24 protein-coding genes and 1 pseudogene are annotated in these 24483 nt (G+C 68.9%); 16 read left to right on the top strand and 9 right to left on the bottom strand.

From position 1 onward, the window contains the following. The first annotated feature begins 40 nt into the window (after positions 1-40). Positions 41-1012: an alpha/beta hydrolase gene (locus tag GRI72_RS03635; RefSeq protein ID WP_160732540.1), complete on the top strand. Its 972-nt coding sequence runs from the start codon at positions 41-43 to the stop codon at positions 1010-1012. Then, positions 1009-1482, top strand: coding sequence for an RNA pyrophosphohydrolase (locus GRI72_RS03630; RefSeq protein ID WP_160732539.1), 474 nt, complete (start codon positions 1009-1011; stop codon positions 1480-1482). The genes GRI72_RS03635 and GRI72_RS03630 overlap by 4 nt, the downstream gene beginning before the upstream one ends. A 57-nt stretch (positions 1483-1539) precedes the next feature. Here GRI72_RS03630 and GRI72_RS03625 read toward each other — a convergent pair whose 3' ends face one another. From GRI72_RS03625 to GRI72_RS03605, 5 genes are all read right to left on the bottom strand, one after another. Next, a complete protein-coding gene (locus GRI72_RS03625) occupies positions 1540-2046 on the bottom strand; it encodes a tetratricopeptide repeat protein (RefSeq protein WP_202388888.1) in 507 nt (168 codons plus the stop codon). Positions 2047-2105: 59 nt separating this feature from the next. Then, entirely contained in the window at positions 2106-3287 is a 1182-nt protein-coding gene (locus GRI72_RS03620; protein WP_160732537.1) for an RsmB/NOP family class I SAM-dependent RNA methyltransferase, read from the bottom strand. A 51-nt stretch (positions 3288-3338) separates the two neighbouring features. Further along, entirely contained in the window at positions 3339-4793 is a 1455-nt protein-coding gene (guaB, locus tag GRI72_RS03615; RefSeq protein WP_160732630.1) for an IMP dehydrogenase, read from the bottom strand. A gap of 86 nt (positions 4794-4879) precedes the next feature. Continuing rightward, complete coding sequence (locus tag GRI72_RS03610) at positions 4880-6382, bottom strand: M28 family peptidase (RefSeq protein ID WP_160732536.1); 1503 nt, start codon at positions 6380-6382, stop codon at positions 4880-4882. Positions 6383-6390: 8 nt separating this feature from the next. Continuing rightward, positions 6391-7146 carry a 3-hydroxybutyrate dehydrogenase gene (locus GRI72_RS03605; RefSeq protein WP_160732535.1) on the bottom strand — a complete coding sequence of 252 codons (756 nt, stop codon included), beginning with the start codon at positions 7144-7146 and terminating at the stop codon, positions 6391-6393. A 109-nt stretch (positions 7147-7255) separates the two neighbouring features. On the opposite strand from GRI72_RS03605, the pseudogene GRI72_RS15050 reads away from it, so the two are divergent. Further along, positions 7256-7946 (top strand): annotated as a pseudogene (locus GRI72_RS15050) (neutral zinc metallopeptidase). 7 nt (positions 7947-7953) lie between these two features. After that, positions 7954-8619 (top strand): hypothetical protein, encoded by a 666-nt coding sequence (locus GRI72_RS03595; protein WP_202388886.1) that lies wholly within the window; start codon positions 7954-7956, stop codon positions 8617-8619. A 33-nt stretch (positions 8620-8652) separates the two neighbouring features. On the opposite strand, the gene GRI72_RS03590 is transcribed toward GRI72_RS03595, so the two are convergent. Together GRI72_RS03590 and GRI72_RS03585 are read right to left on the bottom strand one after the other, a co-directional pair. Then, the gene (locus GRI72_RS03590; RefSeq protein WP_160732534.1) at positions 8653-10251 is read right to left on the bottom strand and encodes a M56 family metallopeptidase; all 1599 of its coding nucleotides are present in this window, start codon (positions 10249-10251) and stop codon (positions 8653-8655) included. Then, positions 10248-10637, bottom strand: a complete 390-nt coding sequence (locus GRI72_RS03585; protein ID WP_160732533.1) for a BlaI/MecI/CopY family transcriptional regulator — start codon at positions 10635-10637, stop codon at positions 10248-10250. Before GRI72_RS03585 ends, GRI72_RS03590 begins: the two co-directional genes overlap by 4 nt. 104 nt (positions 10638-10741) lie before the next feature. Here GRI72_RS03585 and GRI72_RS03580 point away from each other — a divergent pair, with 104 nt between their 5' ends. Together GRI72_RS03580 and GRI72_RS03575 are read left to right on the top strand one after the other, a co-directional pair. Then, complete coding sequence (locus GRI72_RS03580; protein ID WP_160732532.1) at positions 10742-11896, top strand: alpha-hydroxy acid oxidase; 1155 nt, start codon at positions 10742-10744, stop codon at positions 11894-11896. A 59-nt stretch (positions 11897-11955) separates the two neighbouring features. Continuing rightward, positions 11956-12594, top strand: coding sequence for a peptidylprolyl isomerase (locus GRI72_RS03575; RefSeq protein WP_160732531.1), 639 nt, complete (start codon positions 11956-11958; stop codon positions 12592-12594). Positions 12595-12599: 5 nt separating this feature from the next. On the opposite strand, the gene GRI72_RS03570 is transcribed toward GRI72_RS03575, so the two are convergent. After that, positions 12600-12965, bottom strand: a complete 366-nt coding sequence (locus GRI72_RS03570; RefSeq protein ID WP_337191121.1) for a winged helix-turn-helix transcriptional regulator — start codon at positions 12963-12965, stop codon at positions 12600-12602. Positions 12966-13066: 101 nt separating this feature from the next. On the opposite strand from GRI72_RS03570, the gene GRI72_RS03565 reads away from it, so the two are divergent. The 8 genes from GRI72_RS03565 (at position 13067) to GRI72_RS03530 (ending at position 20490) form a co-directional block, all read left to right on the top strand. Further along, entirely contained in the window at positions 13067-13663 is a 597-nt protein-coding gene (locus tag GRI72_RS03565) for an FMN-dependent NADH-azoreductase (protein WP_160732529.1), read from the top strand. 156 nt (positions 13664-13819) lie between these two features. Further along, entirely contained in the window at positions 13820-14236 is a 417-nt protein-coding gene (locus GRI72_RS03560) for a glycine zipper 2TM domain-containing protein (RefSeq protein ID WP_419880233.1), read from the top strand. Between the two features lie 101 nt (positions 14237-14337). Beyond that, entirely contained in the window at positions 14338-15123 is a 786-nt protein-coding gene (locus tag GRI72_RS03555) for an SDR family oxidoreductase (RefSeq protein WP_160732527.1), read from the top strand. Beyond that, positions 15120-15782: a cytochrome b/b6 domain-containing protein gene (locus GRI72_RS03550; protein WP_160732526.1), complete on the top strand. Its 663-nt coding sequence runs from the start codon at positions 15120-15122 to the stop codon at positions 15780-15782. The genes GRI72_RS03555 and GRI72_RS03550 overlap by 4 nt, the downstream gene beginning before the upstream one ends. Then, complete coding sequence (locus tag GRI72_RS03545) at positions 15779-16516, top strand: molybdopterin-dependent oxidoreductase (RefSeq protein ID WP_160732525.1); 738 nt, start codon at positions 15779-15781, stop codon at positions 16514-16516. The genes GRI72_RS03550 and GRI72_RS03545 overlap by 4 nt, the downstream gene beginning before the upstream one ends. A gap of 57 nt (positions 16517-16573) precedes the next feature. Beyond that, the gene (locus GRI72_RS03540) at positions 16574-17830 is read left to right on the top strand and encodes an SAM-dependent methyltransferase (protein WP_160732524.1); all 1257 of its coding nucleotides are present in this window, start codon (positions 16574-16576) and stop codon (positions 17828-17830) included. 105 nt (positions 17831-17935) lie between these two features. After that, positions 17936-19150 carry an argininosuccinate synthase gene (locus GRI72_RS03535; RefSeq protein ID WP_160732523.1) on the top strand — a complete coding sequence of 405 codons (1215 nt, stop codon included), beginning with the start codon at positions 17936-17938 and terminating at the stop codon, positions 19148-19150. Between the two features lie 785 nt (positions 19151-19935). Further along, complete coding sequence (locus GRI72_RS03530; RefSeq protein WP_237486707.1) at positions 19936-20490, top strand: septal ring lytic transglycosylase RlpA family protein; 555 nt, start codon at positions 19936-19938, stop codon at positions 20488-20490. Between the two features lie 300 nt (positions 20491-20790). Here the strand turns inward: GRI72_RS03530 and GRI72_RS03525 are convergent, their stop codons facing one another. Continuing rightward, positions 20791-21786, bottom strand: a complete 996-nt coding sequence (locus tag GRI72_RS03525) for a hypothetical protein (protein WP_160732522.1) — start codon at positions 21784-21786, stop codon at positions 20791-20793. Positions 21787-22238: 452 nt separating this feature from the next. On the opposite strand from GRI72_RS03525, the gene GRI72_RS03520 reads away from it, so the two are divergent. Both GRI72_RS03520 and GRI72_RS03515 read left to right on the top strand, forming a co-directional pair. Further along, complete coding sequence (locus GRI72_RS03520; protein WP_160732521.1) at positions 22239-22868, top strand: hypothetical protein; 630 nt, start codon at positions 22239-22241, stop codon at positions 22866-22868. After that, a complete protein-coding gene (locus GRI72_RS03515; protein WP_160732520.1) occupies positions 22831-24474 on the top strand; it encodes a hypothetical protein in 1644 nt (547 codons plus the stop codon). Before GRI72_RS03520 ends, GRI72_RS03515 begins: the two co-directional genes overlap by 38 nt. Positions 24475-24483: the final 9 nt, after the last annotated feature.

Below are 24483 nucleotides of genomic sequence, written 5' to 3'. Positions count from 1 at the left end.
TAGGATTGCGAAAAGAAACCGATTGGCGGGAGGGAACAATATGGCCAGCGACGATCACTACGTGCGCGACGACGTGCGCGCATTCCTCGACATGCTGGAGCAGCTCGGCCGCCCGGGGGTGGAGGAACTGCCGGTCGAGGAAGGGCGCGAGGGGATGCGCACGATGGGAATGCTGGCCGAGGCGGAGCCGCGCGATCTGGCGGTCGTGCGCGACCTCTCGTGCCCCGGCCCGGGGGGCGAGATCCCGCTGCGGTTCTACGACACGCGCGAATCGCGCGACCCCGGCCCCTGCGTGGTGTTCATCCACGGCGGGGGCTTCGTGATCGGCGACCTCGAGGTCTATCACGCGCTGTGTACCGAGATCTGCCACCAGCTCGACCTGCCGGTCGTCTCGATCGATTACCGGCTCGCGCCCGAACACCCGTTCCCCGCCGCGCCCGACGATTGCGAGGCGGCGGCCCGGTGGATCGCCGGCAGCCCGTCCGAGCTGGGGCGCGAGATCACCGGCCTCGTCATCACCGGCGACAGCGCGGGCGGCAACCTGACGATCGTCACCACGAACCAGCTCTGCGCCGAACCGGCGGCGGTGCCGGTGATCGTCCAGGCGCCGATCTACCCGGTGGCGGACGATCCCGCGCAGCACCGCAGCTTCTTCGACTTTTCCGACGGGTTCCTGCTCACCGGCGCGGCGATGGCCTGGTTCACCGCGCAGTATGCCGCCGACCCGCAGGACCGGCGCAACATGCCGATGATCGGCGACTGTTCGGGCACGCCGCCGACCGTGGTCTGCACCGCGGGGCTCGACCCGCTGCGCGATTCGGGGCGCAACTACGCGGCCCACCTGATCGGCCTGGGGATCGACGTGACTTACCTGGAATTCGCCGGGAACATTCACGGCTTCACGACATTGCGCAAGGCGATCCCCAGCGGCCAGGAGGACCTCGAATCCTTCATCGCTGCGATCAAGTTGATGCTGACTCGCCAGGCGAGCCAGGGCAAGGGAGGCGCATGAACGAACTGGGTTATCGCCCCTGCGTGGGCGTCATGCTGGTCAATGCCGAAGGCCGCGCCTTCGTCGGCCGCAGGATCGACAACAAGGAAGGCGACTGGTGGCAGATGCCCCAGGGCGGCGTGGACGAGGGCGAGGACCTGCGCGAGGCGGCCCTGCGCGAACTGGGGGAGGAAACCGGCGCCGATCCCGCACACGTCACGATCCTGCGCCAGATGGAAGAACCGGTCCGCTACGACCTGCCCGAAGAGCTGATGGGCAAGCTGTGGGGCGGCCGCTATCGCGGGCAGGAACAGGTCTGGTTCCTGGCGCGCTTTTCCGGCACCGATGCCGATATCGACCTGGAAGCGCACGACCCGCCCGAGTTCTGCGACTGGAAATGGGTCGATCCCGAACAGCTGCCGGACCTGATCGTGCCGTTCAAGAAGCGCGTCTATCGCGCCGTGCTGGAGGCTTTCCGCGAACTGGTGTGAGCGCGGCGGCACGGCCCGGCGCGCGGGGATGGCATTCGCCTAGTTCGGCGCATTCGCCTAGTTCGCCTGGCTGGCCTGGGCATCGGGCATGACCGCTTCCGCCGTCAGCACCGGCGCGCGCGGCCCGCGCTGGATCGCGCCGGCCAGCCTCTGCGCCTCGACGCAGCCTTCGCCGCACATGCTGTGAAGCTTGGCAAGATTGGCCTTGGCCTTTTCCACCGCGCCTTTCTCCACCAGGGCCTCGCCCTCGCCCGAAATGGCCGCCAGGTTGCCCGGATCGCGGGCCAGCGCCTCGCGGTAGTAATGGATCGCCTTGCCCTGCAGCCCCTCCGCCCGCGCGGCCCGCGCGAGCTCGAGGAAGATCGCGGTGTGCCCCGGATCGACCGCCAGCGCGGCCTCGAACGCGTCGATCGCGCGCTGCGGGTCCTGCGCATCCATCGCCGCGCGGCCTTGTGCAACCAGCATGGCGGCCCGCGGATCGGCCTCGCGCTCCGCGCCCTGCCCCACGCTCGCGGTAATCGCGACGACCAGCGACAGGGCGGCGGCGGCGGGGGCGAAACGCATGATCAACTCCTGAAAAGGCGGGACATTTGCAGACGGTTCCTCTGCCATGACCTCGCCGATTAACATGCCCGGGCTGCACGTGCGATGAAAAATCCGTCGGTATCGTCGTGGCCCGGCGTCAGGCGCAGGCCGGCCCCGCGCTCGCGCCCGAGGGGGAGATCGGGCCGCTCCGCCCGCCAGTCGGGGCGCTCGGACAGGAAGGCGGCGATCCGCTCCGCCCCTTCCGCGTCGAGCAGCGAACAGGTCACGAAGACCAGCCGCCCGCCGGGACGCACCAGACCCGCGGCAATCGCCAGCAGCCGGTCCTGCACCGCGGCGAACCGCGTCAGTGCCGCCGGGTCGAGCCGCCAGCGCGCCTCCGGATTGCGGCGCCAGGTGCCGGTCCCCGAACAGGGCGCATCGACGAGGACGGCGTCGGCCTGCCCGGCGAACCGGGCCAGCCCCTCGGCCTCGCGGCCCGGATCGAGCAGCACGCTCTCGATCATGCCCGCGCCGGCCCGCTGCGCGCGCGGCCCCAGGCGCGACAGGCGCGCGCGATCGGTGTCGCTGGCGACCAGGGTTCCGCGGTTTTCCATCGCCGCGGCGAGCGCGAGCGTCTTGCCCCCGCCGCCGGCGCACAAGTCGATCACCGTTTCACCCGGCCGCGCGCCCACGGCGATGCAGGCGAGCTGGCTGCCGTGGTCCTGGATCTCGACCGCGCCCTCGCGATAGGCGGTCCATCGATCGACCGCCGTCCCTGCCGGAAAGCGCAAGCCGTCGGGTGCCGCCAGCACGTCGCCCGGCTCGGGCAGGTCGAGCGTGGCGCGATCGGCCTTCAGCCGGTTGACCCGCAGGTCGAGCGGGGCCCGGCCCAGCAGGGCGCGCGCCTCGTCCCCTGCGATGGCCGAACCTGCCAGCGCCTCCTCCAGCCACGCGGGCGCCAGCCCCGCGTCGGCGGCTTCCTCGCCGGGGCCGATCGGCGCGGGGCCGTGCGGCGAACCGTCGAACAAGGGGGGCAGCGCCGCGTCCTCCAGCGCCAGCCGGCACATGGCCGCGCGGCCATCGCGGGGCACCGGCCCGCAGGCGCGGATCGCGCGATAGACCAGCTCGCGCACGGCGCGCCGGTCCTTGCTGCCGGCATAGCGGCGCTGGCGGAAATAGTCCGCGATCAGCCGGTCGGCAGGCGCGCCGCCGGTGCGCGCGGCGGCGATGACCGCGTCGAGCAGTTCGATCGCGGCCTGGACCCGCGCGGCGGGCGTCATGCCCGTACCCCGGCGTGCACGAAGCGGCCGTCCGCCACCGCGCGGCCGGGCCTAGCGGGTCGGATAGTTCGGTGCCTCACGCGTGATCGCCACGTCGTGGACATGGCTTTCGCTCAGGCCCGCATTGGTGATCCGCACGAATTGCGCGCGGGTGCGCAAGTCGTCGATCGTCGCGCTGCCGGTATAGCCCATCGCAGCCTTCACCCCGCCCACGAGCTGGTGGATCACGTCGGCCGCGGGCCCCTTGAACGGCACCTGTCCCTCGATCCCCTCGGGAACGAGCTTCATCGCCGACACGTCCTGCTGGAAATAGCGGTCGGCGCTGCCGCGTGCCATCGCGCCGACGCTGCCCATCCCGCGATAGGCCTTGTAGCTGCGGCCCTGGTAGAGGAACGTCTCGCCCGGGCTTTCGGCCGTGCCGGCCAGCATCGACCCGACCATGACGGTCGAAGCGCCGGCGGCCAGGGCCTTGGCCGCGTCGCCGCTGGTCCGCAGGCCGCCGTCGGCAATCACCGGAACGCCCGATTTCGCGGCCTCTTCGGCGCAGTCCATGATCGCGGTCAGCTGCGGCACGCCGACGCCGGCGACGATGCGCGTGGTGCAGATCGACCCCGGGCCGATCCCGACCTTGACCGCGTCGGCCCCGGCATCGATCAGCGCGCGGGTCGCCTCCGCCGTCGCGACGTTCCCGGCGACGATCTGGACCGAGTTCGAAAGCCCCTTGGCCTTCTCGACCGCCCGCGCCACGTCGCGGTTGTGGCCGTGCGCGGTGTCGATGATCACCACGTCCACTTCGGCATCGACGAGCGCCTCGGTCCGTTCGAAGCCCTTGTCGCCCACGGTCGAAGCCGCCGCGACGCGCAGCCGGCCGGCCGCGTCCTTGGTCGCGTGCGGATAGTTGACCGCCTTCTCGATATCCTTGACCGTGATCAGGCCGATGCAGCGGAAATCGTCGTCCACCACCAGCAGCTTCTCGATCCGTCGCTGGTGCAGCAGGCGGCGCGCCTCGTCCTGGCCGGTGCCGAGCGGCACGGTGGCGAGGTTGTCGGTCGTCATCAGTTCGCGGACCGGCTGGGCCGGGTTCTCGGCGAAACGCACGTCGCGGTTGGTCAGGATGCCGACCAGCTTGCCCCCGCGATCGGTTACCGGGATGCCGCTGATCCGGTGCTGCTGCATCAGGGCCTGCGCATCGCCCAGCGTGGCATCGGGCGAAACGGTGATCGGGTTGACGACCATGCCGCTTTCGAAGCGCTTGACCGCGCGCACCGCCGTGCACTGCTGCTCCACCGTCAGGTTGCGGTGAAGCACGCCGATGCCGCCCAGCTGCGCCATGACGATCGCCATGTCGGCTTCCGTCACCGTGTCCATCGCGGCCGACAGGACCGGGATGTTCAACGCGATCTGGCGCGTGAGCTGGGTGCGGGTGTCCGCCATCGAAGGCAGGATGTCGCTTTCGGCCGGCCGGAGGAGAACGTCGTCGAACGTCAGGCCGAGGGGAATGTCGATGGAAGCCACTTGCAAGTCTTTCGCCGGAAGAATCGTGGCGGCCCATGTAACCGCATGTCCCCCGGCCCGCTAGGGGTGCGGGGCAATTAATCGCCGGGGACGGCCGCCCTGGCGGGATAGCTCGCGGCGCTGGCGAAATGCTCCACCAGGGCGAGGTGGAGCAGGACGTCCTCGGCCGCCCCGCCCAGCACGATCGAGCCGTCGGCAACGTCGGCGGCCCGGTGGTAACGCTCGCGCATGAACCTCTCCAGCGCCGGGTGATCGGCGAAGGCCGCCGATACGGCCACGGTCGGCACGTCGTGCTGCAGCAGCGCCCAGCCATCCTGCCGGCGCAGGTAGCGGTTGGCATAGTCGTGATCGCCAGCCGCGCGCCCGCTCGCGGCGAGGACGCGCGCGATATCGTCGTCGAGGTCGGTCAGCCCGTGGCCGACCACTGCCACCGGCCCGCCGCGCGGGGCGATCGCCACGGTATCGACGTTGAAGGCCGCGACGATGCTGTCGAGCGGTATCGCCGGATCGCGCGCGAAGGCCCGCGCGCCGAGGAGGCCCCATTCCTCTGCCGTGGTGGCGAGGAAATAGACGTCGCGATCGAACCCCGCCGCAGGCAGGCGCCGCGCGACCGCGCTCAGCAGGGCCAGCCCGCTGGCATTGTCCACCGCGCCGTTGCAGATCGCCAGCGGCTCTTCCCCTTCCGCGCAGTAGCCGAAGTGATCCCAGTGCGCGAGCAGCAGGACGGCGCCGGTTTCGGGCCGCCGCCCGGGCAGGCGCGCGACGAGGTTGTGCGTGCGCACTTCGGCCTGGAGCGAGGTCGCCTCCAGCCGGGCCTCGACCGCGAGCGGCTGCGGGCGGAAACCCGGCAGGCCGGCCGCCCGCGACAGCGATGCGAAACGCTCCGCGCCGAGCAGCGCCCGCGCACCGTCGGCCGAGACGAGCCCGTCGAGCCGGGCGCCGTCCTCCTCGTCCACCAGGCGATAGGAACCCTTGGCCCGGCGGTCGGCCAGTTCGCGCAGCTCGCCCGCGTCGGGGACGATCGCGAGGACCGCTGCGGCCCCCTTGTCCAGCAGCGCCTCGTGCTGTTCGATGCGGCGCGGATGGTCCCACAGCATCAGCGCGATGCGCCCGGCCAGTTCGGACTGCTCCAGCGCTTCCCCCGCCCGCCCGACGAAGACCACCGGGCTGCGTTCGAGCAGCGAGCGCCGGCCAGAGGTATAGAGCCGCACCGATCCTGCGGGCACGGGCAGTTCGCGCCGCCCGCGATAGAACCGCGCTTCGGACCGGTCGGGCGTGTTCAGTTGCAGGGCGACCGGCGCGAACCAGGGGTTGGCCGGGTCGTTGGTGCCCGATTCCAGCCCGGCGGCCTGCCAGGCCTGGGCCAGGTATCGCAGGGTCTTCGCCTCGCCCGGCGTGCCGGGGCGCCGCCCCTCGAACGCGTCGCTGGCCAGGACGGCGATGTCGGCTTCCAGTTCCGCCTCGATCGTCGCCAGCCTGTCGGCCGGCGGCCCGCCGATCGGCGCCGGGGCGCAGCTTGCCGCCAGCATCGCGAGCAGGATCGCGAGTGTTCGGCGCTTTGCCGGTGCCCCCGCCGCCATCGTCCCTCCTATTCGGCGGTCCAGCCGCCGTCGACGCTCCAGTTGGCGCCGGTGACATTGCCGGCTTCCTCGCGGCATAGAAACACCGCCAGCGCGCCGAGTTCCGCCGGCTGGACGAAACGCTTGGTCGGCTGCTTGGCCAGCAGCACGTCGTCCACCACCTGTTCGCGCGTCAGCCCACGGGCCTTCATCGTGTCGGGAATCTGGTTCTCGACCAGCGGCGTCCAGACGTAGCCGGGGCTGATGCAGTTGGCCGTCACGCCCGATTGCGCCAGTTCCAGCGCCACCGTCTTGGTGAACCCGTCCAGCCCGTGCTTTGCCGCGACATAGGCGCTCTTGAACGGCGAGGCGGTCTTCGAATGGGCGCTGGCGGTGTTGATGATCCGCCCCCAGCCTTGCGCCTTCATGTGCGGCACGGCGCGGCGCACGGTGTGGAAGGCGGCGGTGAGATTGAGCGCGAGGATCGCGTCCCACCGTTCGGCGGGAAAGTCCTCCACCGGGGCGACGTGCTGCATCCCGGCGTTGTTGACCAGGATATCGACCGGCCCCGCCGCGTCCATCAGCGCATCGCATCCTTCGGCCGTGGTCAGGTCGGCACCGACGTGGCGCGCGCCCAGCTCGTCGCAGAGCGCGGCAATGGCATCGTCGTCGCCGAAGCCGTTGAGGACGATTTCGGCCCCCTCGCCCGCCAGCGCACGCGCGATGGCAAGGCCGATGCCCGATGTCGATCCGGTGACAAGGGCCCGCTTGCCGGTGAGGAACATCTGGATCTCCCGTGGATTTCAACTGCGTCGCGCTGCATAACCGCTTTTGCGGCAGGACACACCGCTGTCCAGAAGATATCGTCGCGCCGGCGCCGACAGGGAGGAAACGATGCGGCTCAAACGGTTCGATCCCCGGAATATCAGGGTCCGCCAGGGCGGCACGGGCGGCGGCCGCTTTCCCGGCGGCGGCGGGGGCAAGCTGGGATGCGGCTCGCTGATCGTTGTCGTGATCGCGGCGCTCGTCTTCGGGGTCGATCCGGGCCAGATGCTCGGCACGCTCGACGGAATGCAGCAGCAGCAACAGTCCGCCCCCGGCGGGCCGCAACAGGCATCGAACCTGTCGCAGACCGAAATATGCGAACAGAATGCCTACGAGCTTCTACGACACGCTCGCGCGCGAACTGGGCGCGGGGGGCGACTTCGCCCGCTATTACGTGATGGCGCATGAATACGGACACCATATCCAGAACCTCACCGGCCTGGCCGCCCAGGTCCGCAGCGCGCAGGCGCAAAACCCGCGCAGCGCCAACCAGCTCCAGGTCCGCATGGAGCTGCAGGCCGATTGCTACGCCGGCGTGTGGGCGGGCAAGAACCGCAACCTGATCGAACCGGGCGACATGGAGGAAGGCCTGCGCGCCGCGAGCGCGATCGGCGACGATACCTTGCAGCGGCGCGCCGGGCGGCAGGCGAACCCCGAAAGCTTCACGCACGGCACCAGCGCACAGCGCATGGAAGCCCTGCGACGCGGAATGGAAAGCGCCGACGAAAGGGTGTGCGATGCCTATTTCGAAATGGGCTGAACGCCCGATGCGTAGCGGGATCCTGGCCGGCGCGGTGGCTGCGGCGATCGCGGCGGTCCCGGTCGCGCCGGCGGCTGCCCGGGCCCAGGGCGCGATGGACGCCGAACCCGACGTGGAAGACGTGGCCAGGACGCCGCTGACCGACCTCAACCTCGCGAAAGATCCGATCCCGCCGCTGCTGCTGGAAGCGGCCGAGGCACCCTATGCCGGCGACGGGCTGGACGGGTGCGACGACATCGGCGGTGCCATCGCCGAACTCGACACCATCCTGGGCCCCGACCTCGACGTCGCCGACGGCCGCGGCGATGCGATCTCGGTCGGACGCATCGCCCAGAGCGCGGTGGGATCGTTCATCCCCTTCCGTTCCATCGTGCGTGAAATTACCGGCGCGGCGGACCACCAGCGCGCCTTCGAAGCCGCGATCACGGCGGGCGCCATCCGGCGCGGATACCTAAAAGGGCGCGGCGAGCAGATGGGCTGTTCCTATCCGGCGCGCCCGGCCTTTGCCCGGATCGACATGGACGAGGACGACAGCGTCGAGTGGAGCGACCGCGAAAAGACCCCGCGGCTCGCCTCGCCGGAAGAGGCAGGCGTACCCGGAAACGAGGGCCCCGGAAACGAGGGCGACATCACCTTCGTTTCCGAGGAAGTCGTGCAGGATACCGGCGGCTGAGGGGACCGTGCCGGCAGCCGGGCCCGCGATCGATCAGTCGTGGGCCGGCATCTCCGCCATCGCCTCGTCGATCGAGCGCAGGGCCTCGGCCCGCGCTTCGGGCGGGATCGTGGTGTCCTGCGCCAGCGCGGCACGGGCTTCGCGCAGGCCGGCCCTGGCCTGGGCCTGGATCCGGCGGGTGCAGATGCGGATGACCTCGCGCCCGCCCTCGTTGCTTTCATGGACGATCCCCTCGCCGCGGCACCCCGGGATCACCCTGGGCGCGCTCGCGAGGGCGAGCCGGACCTCGCGCTCGACCTCCTCGCCGATCCCGTCGAGCTCGACTTCCAGCCGTGCCATGTCGGCCGCCAGTTCGGCCCGATCGGCCTCGGACAGGGCCGCCATTTTGCGGGCCTTCTCGGCCTTCCGGCGCGCCTTCTCGGCCTTGGCCCGGGCATTCTCGCGCTCGACGCGGCGGACCTCGACCGTGCGCCGCCCGTCCTCGCTGCGCTCGATCCGTTCGATGAGGACGTGGCGCGCATCGTCGGTGCCGGGCGCGGGGGGCGCAGGCGGCGCGGGCGGGGCTTCGGGGGCGAAAGCGGCCGGCTGCGGGGGCAGCGGCGGCTCGGGCGGCAGCGGCGCGGCCGGCGCCTCGGGCGGCTGCGGGAGCGCGTCGGCAGCGCTCTCGGCATAGGACACCGTGGCGGTGAGCGGCAGGGCCAGGAGGCCGGCTGCCAGCAGGGCGCGACCGGCCATCCGGCGGCGCGGTGTGATCTCGTTCATCGTCAGGCTCCTCAGGCGTTGGATTATCGACTTGTCGCCCAGGACCGGGCAGGCCATCGGCGCGGCGAGCGCCACCCGCGGGCCGGCGGCGAAGCTGGCGATCACGCGCCCGTATTCGGCGCGCGCGCGGCGATCGCGCGTTTCGACGACCCTCGCGTCGCAGGCCGCCTCCTGGTCGCGGCGCATCGCCTGCCAGCCGAGATAGGCGAGCGGGTTGAACCAGTGCAGCGCGAAGAGGAACTGGGCCGCGAAATTGGCCAGCAGGTCGTGCCCGCGATGGTGCGCGAGCTCGTGCGCCAGGGCCAGGTCGCGGGCATCGCGGTCGCGGCGGGCCATGAACCCGGGCGGCAGGGCGACGACCGGGTCGAACAGGCCGAAGGCTATCGGCGCGTTGGTCTCCGGCGTTTCGACCAGCCGGACCCGGCCGGCCTCCCCGACCGGGGCGGCATCGGCCAGGAGCACGCGCCGGGCGCGGAAATAGGCGGAAAAGCGCAACCACAGGAACCCGGCCACACCCGCGAGCCACAGTGCAAGCAGCACCGCGGCCCAGGGGATGTCCGCCGGCACTGCCTGCACCGGGCCGCTCCCGTCCAGCAGGAGAGGCTGTTGTCCGATCGTCTCCGCCATGGCGGCGGGGGCGGAAGCGCCGGCCCCGTCGATGGCGGAAGGCGGACCGGGAAACGTCGGATCGCCGGCCGGTGCCATCCACGACGGCAGGACCAGCGGCGGCATCAGAAGGCGCGCGAAAGGCACGAGCCAGAGAGCATAGGCGGCCCGCGCACCCAGGTGCCGGGCGACCGGCCGCCGGACGAAAAGGACGAGCGCGATCAGCAGGCCGGTCCAGGCGAGCGTCTCGACCAGCCAGCTCATTGCCGCAGCTCCTTCAGCAGAGCCTCGATCTCGGCCAGGTCGTCCTCGCTCAGCGCCTCTTCCTGCGCCAGGTGGGCGAACAGCGGGGCGGCGCGGCCGCCGAACAGGCGATCGACCAGCCGGCGCGATTCCCCGCCGAGATAGTCGGCCCTCGAAAGGAGCGGCGAATAGAGGAAGCGCCGGCCATCGGGCCGGGTCGCAACCGCCTGCTTCGCCACGAGGCGCGACAGCAGGGTTTTCACGGTCGGCAGGCTCCAGTCGCGCTCTTCGCACACGGCGGCGCAGACTTCGGCCGCGGTCTGCGGGCTGCGCGCCCAAAGCACTTCCATCACCGCGTGTTCGGCTTCGCTGATGCGATCGGGTCTCTCGTCGTCTGGCCTGGCCATCGCTGCCTCCTCGCCTACATCTGTAGGCAATTCGACTACGCCTGTAAACATTAAGCCTGGATGAACCGATTGGCGCAGCCCCACGGCGCTGGTAGAGCCCGGTCATGCGTTTGTCGGACTGCCACAACATCGCGGACATGCGCCTGCTGGCGCGGAAGCGCCTGCCCTGGCCGGTCTTCGACTATATCGACGGCGCGGCCGACGACGAGGTGACCAAGGCGCGCAACACGGCGGCGTTCGACGAGGTGGACCTTGTACCCAACGTCCTGGCCGGGGTTGCGCGGATCGACACCGGCTGCACGATCATGGGGCGGCACAGCGCCCTGCCCCTGATACTCAGCCCGACCGCGCTCCAGCGCGTCTTTCACTGGCAGGGGGAGCGCGCCGTCGCCCGCGCGGCCGAACGCTTCGGCCTGTGGTTCGGCATCTCCAGCCTCGCGACGGTGAGCATAGAGGAGATCGCCGCGCTCGTATCCGCGCCCAAGATGTTCCAGCTCTACGTCCACAAGGACGCGGGGCTGAACGCGTCGATGATCGAGCGGTGCCGGGCCGCGCGGTTCGACGCCCTCGCGCTGACCGTCGACACGATCGTTTCGGGCAAGCGCGAGCGCTGCCAGCGCAGCGGGTTCACCACCCCGCCCCGCTTCACGCCCGCGGCGCTCTGGTCCTACGCCACGCGGCCGCGCTGGACGCTCGACTACCTGCTGCGCGAGGAATTCCGCCTCCCCAACCTCGACACCCACGTGCGCGAAGGGACCGGCAAGGCGGTGAGCATCGCCGAGTATTTCAACACCATGCTCGACACGGCGATGGACTGGGACACCGCCGCCCGCATCCGCCAGGACTGGGGCGGCACCTTCTGCCTCAAGGGCGTGATGAGCGCGGCCGATGCGCGCCGCGCGGTGGAGATCGGGGCCGACGCGATCATGGTCTCCAACCACGGCGGCCGCCAGCTCGACGGGAGCCGCGCCCCGTTCGACCAGCTGGCCGAGATCGTCGATGCGGTCGGCGGCGAGATCGAGATCATCTGCGACGGCGGGGTGCGCCGGGGCACCCACGTCCTGAAAGCGCTCGCCACCGGGGCGAGCGCCGCTGCGGGCGGGCGCCTCTACCTCTATGCCCTCGCCGCCGCCGGCCAGCCGGGGGTCGAGCGCGCGCTGGCGCTGCTGCGCGACGAGATCGAGCGGGGGATGCGCCTGATGGGCGTGACCGGGACCGAGCAACTCGACCGCACCATGCTTCGCCGCCGCGGCGCCTGAGGGCACCGGCACGGCGAGACGTCTGGGACCGGCGGGCCACGCTGGCTAGGATGTCCCGCATGTTCAAGCGATTCGCCCTTCTTGCCGCCCCTTTCGCGCTCACCGCCGCCGCCGCGCAGGACGCCCCCGCACCTGCCCCGGCCGAGGAGCACGAAACCGCCCGCGTCGTGATCGAGACCGAGCTCGGCGACATCACCGCCGAGATCGAGGTCGAGCGCGCGCCGGTGACCGCGGCCAATTTCCTGCGCTACGTCGACGAGGGGCGGTTCGACGGCACGGCGTTCTATCGCGCCATGCCGCTCGAATGGGGCGATCAGCCGAACGGGCTGATCCAGGCGGGCACGCAGCACGATCCGGAGCGGGTCCTGCCCCCGATCGCGCACGAGACGACCAGCGAGACCGGGATCGCCCATGTGCGCGGCGCGCTGTCGATGGCGCGCAATGCGCCGGGCACGGCAACCGGCGACTTCTCGATCATGCTGCAGGAACAGCCGGGCATGGACGCCGACCCGTCTTCCGAAGACCCCGATCTGAGGGCCGGCTATGCCGCCTTCGGCCGCGTGGTCGAAGGGATGGACGTGGTCGAGGCGATCCACGCCGCGCCGACCGATCCCGACAAGGGCGAAGGGTGGCTGAAAGGGCAGATGCTCAGCCCCCCGGTCACGATCGAGCGCGTGCGCCGCGTGCCCGCGGACTGACCGCTTCAGGCCTCGCGCCGGTCGAAGTCCGCGCGCGCCGCCTCGATTGCCGCGCGGTGGGCGATCGCCCAGGCACCGAGCGCCCGCACCGGCTCGCGCAGCGACCGGCCCAGTTCGGTGAGCGAATAGTCCACCCGCGGCGGCACGCTGGGGGTCACCGCGCGCACCACCAGCCCGTCGCGCTCGAGCGCGCGCAAGGTGCGGGTCAGCATGCGCTGGGAAATCCCGTCGATCGCCCGGCGCAGCGCGTTGAAGCGGACCGGCCCGTCGGCCAGTGTCATCACGACCTGCATCGACCACTTGTCCCCAACGCGGGCGAGGACGTCGTTCACCGCCGGGCAGTCGGCGGCGATCGAGGCCCCGGCAGGCACATCGGTGTGCCCTGATGACGGCAATGTGCCTTCTTGCGGCAGCGGTGCGGCAGTATCCATATGCCCCCTAGTTATCATCCGTAACCAGGAAATCCATAACCATGCAGATCCTCCGTATCGACAGCGCCTCCACCGGCGAAAGCTCCGTCAGCCGCGAGCTGACCCAGGCGATCCTCGACCATTTCAGGGCCGCCCATCCCGAGGCAACGGTGATCGAGCGCGATCTCGTCGCCGATCCGCTGCCCCATATCGACGAAGCGCGCACCGGCGCGATCCGCCAGCCGCCCGAAGCGCACGATGCGGCCATGGCGGAAGCCTTTCCCGCCGAACGCGCGGTGCTCGACGAATTTCTCGCCTCGGACATCGTGATCGTGGGGGCGCCGATGTACAATTTCACCATCCCCAGCCAGCTCAAGTCGTGGATCGACCGGCTGGGCGTGCCCCGCGTCACGTTCGCTTACGAGGACGGCGCGCCCAAGGGGCTCGCCGGCGGCCGGCGGGTGATCGTCGCCTCGGCGCGCGGCGGTGCCTACGAGATGGGCGGCCCGGCCGAGCACCAGGATTCCTACTTGCGCGATTTCTTCGCCTTCATCGGCCTGCCCGATGTCGAGTTCATCCGGGCCGAGAAGACCGGTTTCGGGCCGGACGTGCGCGCCCAGGCGATCGAAGACGCCAAGGCGGCGATCGCGGAGCTGTGATGCACCCTCTCGGTCGGCCGTTCGCCGCCTGTCGCGCACGGCCGGTCGCATTGTCCCGCCCGGGCCCGTTCGTTCATCCAGCGTTGTGGATCGCTGAACGAGACATCGGCGTTGAACCCACGACCTGCCCCGTGCTGCGAAGGAGAACGAACGATGTTGAAGAAGACCCTCTTTGCTGCCGCCGCGATCGGCCTTTCGGCCGGTGCCGCCCCCGCGACGGCCGCCGAACTGCCCGCGCCGACGCAGGCCGGAACGGCCGCCTTCCTCGACGTTTCGACCGCCTATGACCGCGACCGCTGGCGCGACCACGATCGTTACGACCGCCGCGGCCGCTATCGCGAACCGCGCCGGATCACGCGCAATTCGCGCATGTGGCGCGGCCGCGACGGGCGTTACTATTGCAAGCGCGACAACGGCACGACCGGGCTTGTCATCGGCGCCGGCGTCGGCGCGCTGGCCGGTCACGAGATCGCCGGCAACGGCGGCGACCGCACGCTCGGCGCGATCCTGGGCGGCGCGATCGGCGCGGTCGTGGGGCGCGAGATCGATCGCGGCACGCTGAAATGCCGCTAGGCTGATCGCGCGAGAGGTTGCGCGAAAAAGGCGCGTCGCCCGCCCCCGGGCGGCGCGCCTTTCGCTTTGCCCGCGCCGCCTCATGTGCTTGAACGGGCGCGATGAGCGAGCACGACCAGAGGCCCGACCGCCCCGCCGCCCTGATCACCGGCGCCGCCAGGCGCATCGGCGCGCGGATCGCCCGCGCCTTCGGCGAAGACGGGTGGCACGTCGTCATCCACTATCACCGCTCGGCCCGGGCGGCGGAGGAGCTGGCCGCCACCCTCCCCTCGGCCGAGACGGTCGCCTGCGATCTGTCCGACCACGCGGCGGCGGCGGCCATGATCGCCGGACTGGCGGAGCGCCTGCCCGACTGGCGCGTACTGGTAAACTCTGCCTCCGTATTCCAGCGCGACGAGGCGTCCGCCCTCGATCCCGCCACCTGGACCGGGGCGATGCGGGTCAATGCGCTTGCGCCGGCGCGCATGGCACAGGCCTTCCTCGCCCGCGCGCGCGGCAGAACCGGCCGGCGCGTGATCCAGGTGACCGACCAGAAGCTGGCCAATCCCAACCCCGATTTCTTCAGCTACACGATGAGCAAGCACGCCGCCGCGGCCACCGTGCCGATGCTGGCCATGGGCGCGGCGCGGGCGGAAGACCGCGTCTATGCCCTGGCCCCGGGCGCGATCCTGGCCAGCCACGACCAGAGCGAAGCGGAAACCGAGGTTTCGCACCGGCTCAACCTGCTGCGGCGCAAGACCGGGGCGGACGAGATCGCCGGCGCCTGCCTGTGGCTGGCCCAGGGCTGGCTGGCGAGCGGCGAAACGCTCTATGTCGATAGCGGACAGCACCTGCTGTCGCAGCCGCGCGACGTGATCTACCTCGCCCGCGAAGGGGCCGCGGCGTGACACGGCACGCGCTGTCCACGCGGCTGTGGCACTGGCTCAACCTCGCCTGCGTGGTCGTGCTGTTCATGTCGGGCCTCAACATCTCGAACGCCCATCCGCACCTCTACTGGGGCGACTGGGGATTCGACCCGCGCGATGCCTGGCTCAGTGTGCCGCGCTTCCCCGGATGGATGACGATACCGGGACACTACAGCCTTGCCGCCGCGCGCGACTGGCACATCCTCGCGGCCTGGCCCTTCGCGCTGGGCCTGCTGTTCATCTGGATCGCGATGCTCGCGAACGGCCATTTCCGCCGCGACATTGCCACCGGGCGCCGCGAATGGCGCTGGGCGGCCCTGCGCGCCGATATCGCGGCCCATCTGCGGCTCGATTTCCGGCACCGGCGGGGCGGGTACAACCTCCTGCAGAGAATCGCCTACGGGATCGTGTTCGGCATCCTCCTGCCGCTGATGATCGCCACCGGTATGGGGATCAGCCCGGGCTGGGAGCCGCATCTTCACTGGATGATCGAGAGCATGGGCGGACGCCAGTCGGTCCGTTCGATCCACTTCGTCGCGGCCTGGGCGCTGTTCGGCTTCGTCGTCGTTCACGTCGCCCTCGTCCTCCTGTCGCGGCCCCTGCGCCAGGTGCGCGACATGGTCACGGGGGGCCGGCGATGAAGCGGCGCAGCCTGCTCGTCGGGCTGGGGGCGGCCGCCGTCGCCGGGTGCTCGCGCATTGCCGATAGCGGCCCCGGCGCGCGGGCGCTGGCAGCGGCGGAAGACTGGCACCGCAAGGCTCAGCGCCTGTTTGCCGCGCGCACCGCGCTCGCGCCCGAATACGATCGCGCCGCCATCTCGCCCAGCTTTCGCGGCAACGGCTCGCTCACCGTCGATACCGACGCCTATCGCGCTTCGCTGGCGAGCGGCTTCGCCGACTGGCGGCTGAACGTGCGCGGGCTGGTGCGCCACCCGCTGTCGCTGAGCATGGACAACATCCGCCGCCTGCCCCAGCGCACCCAGGTCACGCGGCACGACTGCGTCGAGGGGTGGAGCGCGATCGGCGAGTGGACGGGGCCGCAGCTGGGCCTGATCCTCTCGGCCGCGCAGCTCCTGCCGCAGGCGAAATACGTCGTCTTCCGCTGCGCAGACCGCCTGCGCGGCGCGCCCTATTACGAGAGCATCGACCTGATCGACGCCTTCCACCCGCAGACGATCGTCGCCCATCGGCTGAACGGCGAACCCCTGCCCGAGCGCAACGGCGCGCCCCTGCGCCTGCGGGTCGAGCGGCAGCTCGGCTACAAGCATGCGAAGTACCTGACCGCGATCGAGGCGGTCGCCAGCCTCGATGGGATCGGCGGCGGCGCGGGCGGGTACTGGGAGGATCGCGGCTACCAGTGGTATGCCGGCGTCTGAAGGCAGCGGGAAAAGCCCCTTCCCTCCCCCGCAGAAGGGCATTATCCCCCGGCCTCGATGAATGCCGCATCGCTCTTCGACAAGGCGATCGGCCGGGCGGTGAAGTCCGGCCGGCTCACGGTGCACCATGCCGATGGACGCTGCGCGCGCTTCGGCGAGCCTGCCCCCGGCTTTCCCGAAGTGACCGTGCGCTTCGCCGATAGGCGCGTGGCGCGCGACATCGTGCTCGATCCCCGGCTGGGCGCGGCGGAGGCGTTCATGGACGGGCGCCTGGTGATCGAACAGGGCGACGTGATGCAGCTGGTCCAGCTGATCCGCACCAACGCCCCGTGGGAAGCCAATGCCGACTTGCGCGCCGGCAGCCCGGGGCGGCGGCTGGCCAACGCGATCGGCTTCGCGGTCGAATCGTTCAACCAGGCCCGCTCCTCGCGCCGCAACGTCGCGCACCACTATGACATCGGGAACGCGCTCTACGCGCTGATGCTCGATGCCGAGCACATGCAGTACAGCTGCGCCTACTGGCCGCGCGAAGACATGACGCTGGCCGAGGCGCAGGAAGCCAAGCTGGCGCATATCGCGGCCAAGCTGGCGATCGGCGACGGGCAGACCGTGCTCGATATCGGGTGCGGCTGGGGCGGCATGGCGATCTACCTCGCGCGGCATTTCGACGTGCGCGTGAAGGGGATCACGCTCAGCCGGGAACAGATCGCCCTCGCGCGCGAGCGGGCGGAGGCCGCCGGGGTCGCCGACCGGGTCGAGTTCGCGCTGGTCGATTACCGCGACCTTGCCGAGCGCGGCGACCGGTTCGACAGGATCGTGTCGGTCGGCATGTTCGAACACGTCGGCCGCCCGCAGTTCGAAACCTTCTTCCGCGCCAGCGCCCGGATGCTGGCAGACGACGGGGTCATGCTGCTCCACACGATCGGGCGCATGGGCGGCCCGGGCAGCACCGATGCCTTCACCCGCAAGTACATCTTCCCCGGCGGCTACATCCCCGCGCTGAGCGAAACGGTCGCCGCGAGCGAGAAGGTGCGCCTCATCGCCTCCGACGTGGAGACGCTGCGGCTGCACTACGCGCGCACGCTGCGCGCCTGGTACGCCAATTGCGAGGCGCACCGCGAGGAGATCCAGCGCCTGTTCGACGCGCGCTTCTATCGCATGTGGACCTTCTACCTCGCCGGGGCCACTTCGGCCTTCGAAAGCGGGGGCATGTGCAATTACCAGATCCAGTTCGTCCGCGACCGCCGCGCCCTGCCGCTCGCGCGCGACTACATGCGCGAGGCGGAGCTGCGCCTCCTCGGCGAAAACGCCTGACGCCCCGCCCGGCCAAGCCGCTGTTGATGCGCGACAACACCTTCCCCGTTGCCCCCTTGCGCGCGCCCTGATACCGGCCCCGCCGATTGACGGAGTGCTAGCGTAATGTCCGATGTGAAACGTGTCGTCCTCGCCTATTCGGGCGGCCTCGATACCAGCGTGATCGCCAAGTGGCTGGAAGTGGAACGCGGCCTCGAGGTCGTGACCTTCACCGCCGACCTCGGCCAGGGCGAGGAGATCGAGCCCGCGCGTGCCAAGGCGCGGGCGATGGGCATCCCCGACAAGCACATCTTCATCGAGGACCTGCGCGAGGAGTTCGTGCGCGACTTCGTCTTCCCGATGATGCGCGCCAATGCCCGCTACGAGGGCGATTACCTGCTCGGCACCAGCATCGCCCGGCCGCTGATCTCGAAGCGCCTGGTGGAGATCGCCCGCGAGACCGGGGCCGATGCGATCGCGCACGGGGCGACCGGCAAGGGCAACGATCAGGTGCGCTTCGAACTGTCCGCCTATGCGCTCGATCCCGACATCAAGGTGATCGCGCCGTGGCGCGAGTGGGACCTCAACAGCCGCACTGCCCTGATCGCCTGGGCAGAGAAGCACCAGATCCAGGTGCCGACCGACAAGCGCGGCGAAAGCCCGTTCTCGACCGACGCCAACCTCCTCCACACCTCGTCCGAAGGCAAAGTGCTCGAAGACCCGTGGGAGGAGACGCCCGACTACGTCTATTCGCGCACCGACCACCCGGAGGACGCGCCCGATACCCCCGAATACGTCACGATCGACTTCGAGAAGGGTGACGGCATCGCGCTCAACGGCGAGGCAATGAGCCCGGCGACACTGCTCGCGGCGCTGAACGACCGCGGGCGCCGGCACGGCATCGGCCGGCTGGACCTGGTCGAGAACCGCTTCGTCGGCATGAAGAGCCGCGGGATGTACGAGACCCCCGGCGGCGAGATCTACGCCCGCGCCCATCGCGGCATCGAACAGATCACGCTCGACGGCGGCGCGGCGCATCTCAAGGACGAGTTGATGCCCAAGTACGCGGAGCTGATCTACAACGGCTTTTGGTTCAGCCCCGAACGCGAGATGCTCCAGGCCGCGATCGACCTCAGCCAGGAGAAGGTCAGCGGCACGGTGCGGCTGAAGCTCTACAAGGGCCAGGCCGCCGTGGTCGGGCGCAAGTCGCCCCATTCGCTCTATTCCGAAGCGCACGTCACGTTCGAGGACGACGCCGGCGCCTACGACCAGGCCGATGCGCAGGGCTTCATCAAGCTCAACGCGCTGCGGCTGAAGCTCCTGGCGAAGCGCGACCGCTAGCATCTTGCGACAAGCGGTGGACATAGCCACCCCTGTCCACAGCGAAATCCGGGCATAGTGGATAACCCGGGGCTTGCGCGCTTGCGCGACTCGCTTTCGCGGCGCAATCTCGAACCATCGAAAGGGCGCAGAAAGCCTCGCGTTTGATGGCCTAACAGCCTGAAAACACTGAAGTTTCTTGCACTCGTTCGACGTGGCGGCATCTGTCCGCGCGGTCTTCGAGGGACACCTGCAGAAGGCTTCGGCCGGATGCAAGGGCACCGCTTGAGAGGAACGCGAAAGCATTGCCGTCACGGGCCGGACGATCCGGCCGGGTGTCGAGGCCCTGCACGGTGCAAGCCGCGCAAGGCCGCTTAAGACAACCGGCCATTCGCGATCGACCGGCTGCGGAACCGCCGGAAGGCGCGCGAAGGCCCCCGGGCCCGACCCGCCCCCGACGGAACCGGATGCCGGTGCGAGCGCCGGTGACAGACGCGGCGGTCCGGTTCGCCGGATAGCTTGCGAAAACACCGGGCGCCAAGCGCTTCCCGACTGGTCCGCCACGACGGAAGACCACGCATCGGTGAGAGTGGGGTCGGCAGCGATGCCGGCCCCATTTTCACGCCCGCCCCGTTCCGGCATTCGCTCCTCCCTCCCCCCCCTCATGCCCGCCGCGACACCCGATTCGCCGGGCCGGGATCGCGGTTGACCGTTCCCCCGGGCGCGACGAGCCGAACGCCTTTCGGGGCAGGCGGACGGCCAGGTGGTCCCGGCCGGCGTCGGCAGCGGGTATAGGGGGAACCGTCATGGACGGGACCAGACCATACCGCCGCATCCCCGCGCGCAAGCTCGCCGGGCTGGCCGCCGCGCTGATGCTGACCGCGCCCGCGGGCGGCCCCGCGCTGGCCGACACCGGCCCTGCCGTCACCGCCGCCAGCGCCGCGACCGGGGGCGAGTTCGAGGCGAGCTTCGCCCACCTGCCCGCGCCGCGCACCCTGGCCGCGCCCAGCGTCGGCGCGGTGGACATCGCCGCGATCGATCCGCCGGTGGAGGTCGAGCCGGCGGGCAAGCCGCTCGGCGCCGGGGTGGCATCCTATTACGGCCGCCGCTTTGCCGGCCGCCCGACCGCGAGCGGGGAGATCTTCGATCCCGGCCTGATGACCGCCGCGCACCGCACCCTGCCCTTCGGCAGCCGGGTCAAGGTGACCAACCCGCGCAACGGCAAGTCGGTCGTCGTGCGGATCAACGACCGCGGGCCGTTTCACAAGGGCCGCACGATCGACCTCTCGCGCGCCGCCGCGGGCGAGCTCGGCCTTGTCCGCCGCGGGCATGGCCGGGTCGAGATGGTCCTGCTCGACTGAGCACCCCTGCCACCGCGCATCCTGTCGGCACATACCGACGGCCCCCGCCGCCTGCCGCGCGCGGGGCCCGGGAGGGGCGCGCCCGCCCTCGGTGGTTTCGGCGGGCGCGCCCGGTCCTGAGAGGGACCGAGGGGGCGCGCGGAACCTCGGGAGAGGGGGGAGAGGGAGTCGAAGGCCGCGCGCCGCCTCTCCCGCCCCAATGATGCCCCGCCGCGCCGGGTCCGCCCCAATCGGCCAGCCGTGCCAATGCTGCGACGGCTCCCGCCGCGCCTTCCCCGCGCCCTCGCCCACCGCCGGGCGCTAGTCCTCCGCGAAGTGCCAGGCCTCCGGGTCCTCCCCCTCTTCCGGCGGGACGACCAGCCACCAGCGCTCCACCCCCGCCTCGAAGGCGGCGACCTGCTCGGCCTCGACCGCGTCGGTGTCGAACCCGCGCCGGGCCAGCTGGTGCGGCAGCGGCGCGCCGGGCGGGCGTTCGGCCTCCATCGCGTTGAGCAGGCGGGAGAGCGGCGGGATGTAGACCCCGCCGCGCCAGTGGTCGGGATCGTCCATGTCCGGCTCCCACGCGTCGTATCCGGGCGGCAGGCTGCGCCCCGGCGGCGGCGCGCCCGGCGGCCGGGCCGCCCCGTCCCCGCCAGGCACGCCGTCGCCCGCCTGATCGGCCGCGTGCCCCTCCCCCTCGTCCGGGGTTCCGGGTCGAGACATGGACCGCCTGTTACACTGTCCTGGAGATGAAATTCCGCCCCCTTCGCGCGGCGTTGCGGCGGGCGCGGCGCCGGCGGGTTCGGCCCGGGGGTCCGGCTGCGGCTCCGGTTGCGGTTCCGGCTGCGGCTCCCCGCGCGCGAAGCGGTCGAGCGCGGCCTCGAAATCGTCGGCGAAGGCGCAGGTGGCGGCATCCTCGGTCAGCTTGTCGAGCCGCGCGAGGTGCGCCAGCAGCAGCCGCGAATCGTAACGGCGGCGGGTGGCGACGACTTCGCCGTGGTAGAACACCTGTTCCTCCACCCCTTCGAGCGCGCGGCAGGCGAGCACGTCTTCGGCCGCGGCGCGCGCGGCGAGCAGCGCCGCGTTCCAGGCGCGGCGGAACTCGGCGCTGGCGCGGCGCATGCGATAGGCGGTCTGGTGGCTGACCCCGGCCGCCTTCGCCGCCCGCCGGGCCGAGCCGCTGGCCGCGAGCGCGGAGAGAAACACGACCTGCCGCGCGCGGGTGAACTCGGTCTGCGGCGCGCGCGTGGAATCGGACGGCAGCGCATCGATCAGCGCGGGCAGGTTCGGCGTGGGAATAGTCGCGGGCGCGTTCATGCGCCGGCCCCCACCGGCCGCCCCGACCGGCACAGGCGCCCCCGGGCCCGGGGTTTCAGCGCAAACGAGGGGAGAGAGGATCATGGTTCGGACTCCGCATGGATGAACGAACCGAACCACTTATGCGATGCAGGGGGCTGTAGGAAAATGGTTTGTGGGGTGCTGGGGTGGATGGTGGGTGAAGGTCGGAGGGCGTACCGACACTGCGCCTCCGAACCGCCAGTCTGTCAAAAGTAACCGAGGCGCACTTGAGGCAGGGGGCGACGGCGCATCTGAGCCCGTGCGACAAAGCGCAGCCGGCCCGCGCCCGGTGCTTGAGGGTCTAAAGGAAGATTGTGCATTGGTTCGTCTGCTTGTGGGGCAGCGAACGGATCTAGTATAAGTGAGAGGCGTGTAGGTCAGAATTTAGCAGGTCACTAAGATGTGGAAAAGGGAGACCAGCCTGACTTGTAATGGCGGAAAGCGGCTATGCTCTCAGCATGCTGCCGGCTTTCCAAAAAATTGTCTCAACAAGAGAGAAATCGAACATCGACATCATGCGAAAGATGGTCGGTGAGATCGAGCCAATCGTTGCCGATATCGCGAGACACTGCATTTTTGAAGGCTCCGCAAGCGAGATTGTGAGAGAAAGCGGCGAGACAGATAAGACGAAAATTGAAAAGCATGAAGGCTCTGTAGAAATACGTATCGCCCCCATCGATGAGTTTTCATATCAAGATGTACTCGAGAAACTGTGGGAAATGGCACAACAGCTTGCGCAAAGCACTGCCAAGCAGATCATCGATGCCATCAGCGAAGGTGCAGATAAATCCGGCAATGTGATAAGTGGAGAAGGCAAACCGTTGTCCGAAGAACTCCTCCTTGAGGCCTTGTCTACAATGTCCCACTCCTTCGATGCTGATGGGAAGTGGCAAGCGCCCTCAATTTTGCTGACACCTCAGCAGATAGAGCGGATGGCTGAGAGGCATAGAAATCAATCGGCTCACGAAAAAGCAGAGTACAAACGGCGCTTGTCTATGATAGTATGCGAAAAGAAGGCTGAATATGATCGCGAACAAGCTCGTCGAATCTTGGCTGGATAATCAGTCTGAGAGGCAATACCAGCCGGCCTTCGTCCAGCTCCTGATTTCTGAAGGTTGGGACGTTCTTCACAACACGCGCCACACGGCTCTTGAGTTTGGCAAGGATGTAATCGCTCGCGCTCCAGATGGAACCCTGTATGCCATTCAGTTAAAAGGGAACCCGGGCACGCGTGTTTCAAAGTCGGAAGCCCAGTCACTGCTCGGGCAATTTCGTGAGGGTATGATTAGCTTCGTACCGGACGCATACCAGGCTACCAAGAACGAGAGACATGTTTTCGTCTTTTGCACGAACGGCGAAATTGACGAAGCGGCGATGGTGCTTTTCGAGAATGTAGCCAAGCACTGCGGGGAACCTGGAGTTGCCGCAAGCAAGGTCGAATACTGGTCTCGCGGTAACCTTTTAAATCGCTTTACGCCTCAAATTGAGAAAGTATGGCCCTCTTCTCCCGAAGCTATGAGCCGTGTCTTGAAGGTCTACACCCATGAAGGGCGAGATCTACCGGACATCCAGCTTATATCAGCCTCGATAGAGGAGGCCATGAAGGACCCGTACAAGATGACTGCCTCGCGTAAGCGAGCGATCATTACCGCTAGCCTCTTATTCTCGGAGATCCTAAAAAGGCCGTGGCGCGAAAGCGAAGATCACTACTCTATGTTTTTAATCAGTGTTCTCGCAGCAGTTAGATGTATCCCCCTTGCGGACAGGGATGATGGCACAGTTTTGATTGCCGAGTATCTAGAAGTCGCGGCGGAGCATGCAAACAGCTTAATATCTGAAGCGATTGAACTTGACTACGATCCAAAGCTAATGTGGGCACAGCGGAACCCGCTGGCCGAAGTGGACATTATGATCGAAAGAAGGCGCCTCATCGCTGACGCAGGCGCGTTCCTGGTCCTCTTCGGCGTGGAGTTGAGCCCTGAGAAGCGAACCTACTTGAGAGAATTGCTAGAATACAGCTTCGGCCCGAATACCCTTTGGGGTCAGGCCGTCATACCATCAATGATTGTGCGATACTGGGCATATCGAAAACTGGATGCCACGCGTAAACCCGATCTGGCTCTCATCTCGGTGCTAGGAGCGGTAATTTCGGCGGCGCGTCGGCGAGACAGCGCGTTGGCTGCGAATTCCCCCCCATACTATCGGTTTGATGAAGTCCTCTACCTTACTTCCGGAGGAATCGTGGGAGACAAAAGCGATATTAGTCGCGACATAGCGCTGAATCGATCTTACTTCGCGAAAGCACTTTTTTTAATGGTAGCAAAACGCAACTGGAAGCAAACATGTAAGAATTTCTGGAGAGTATACTCCAACCTCCTCCATGAGTCTGTTCGGGTGCCCGACAACGATTTTTTCTCGCCTCAGCATTCCAAAGAAGGCGAGAATTCCGGGCAACAGATATTTGACAGCACTTGGTTAGAACAAATAGAAGAGGCCGTGCGATTAAGCGATTGGAGCTTGGCAAAAGCATTTGAGCCTTTTCCAGCTCTACTAGCGGCTTACCTGACTATTGTGCCTTATCGCGCGCAACCATGGGTGATAATGCACCTAGATGAGCAACTAGCTGACACATGGTACGGCAGGCATCACTTTCCTCCACGATCGTAAATCAGGTAA

Origin of the sequence: Pelagerythrobacter marinus, assembly GCF_009827515.1 — a bacterium.
In the GTDB taxonomy this organism is placed as follows: domain Bacteria; phylum Pseudomonadota; class Alphaproteobacteria; order Sphingomonadales; family Sphingomonadaceae; genus Pelagerythrobacter; species Pelagerythrobacter marinus.
The sequence above is the reverse complement of the archived record's forward strand: the minus strand, read 5'-3'. Positions and strand labels throughout refer to the sequence as shown.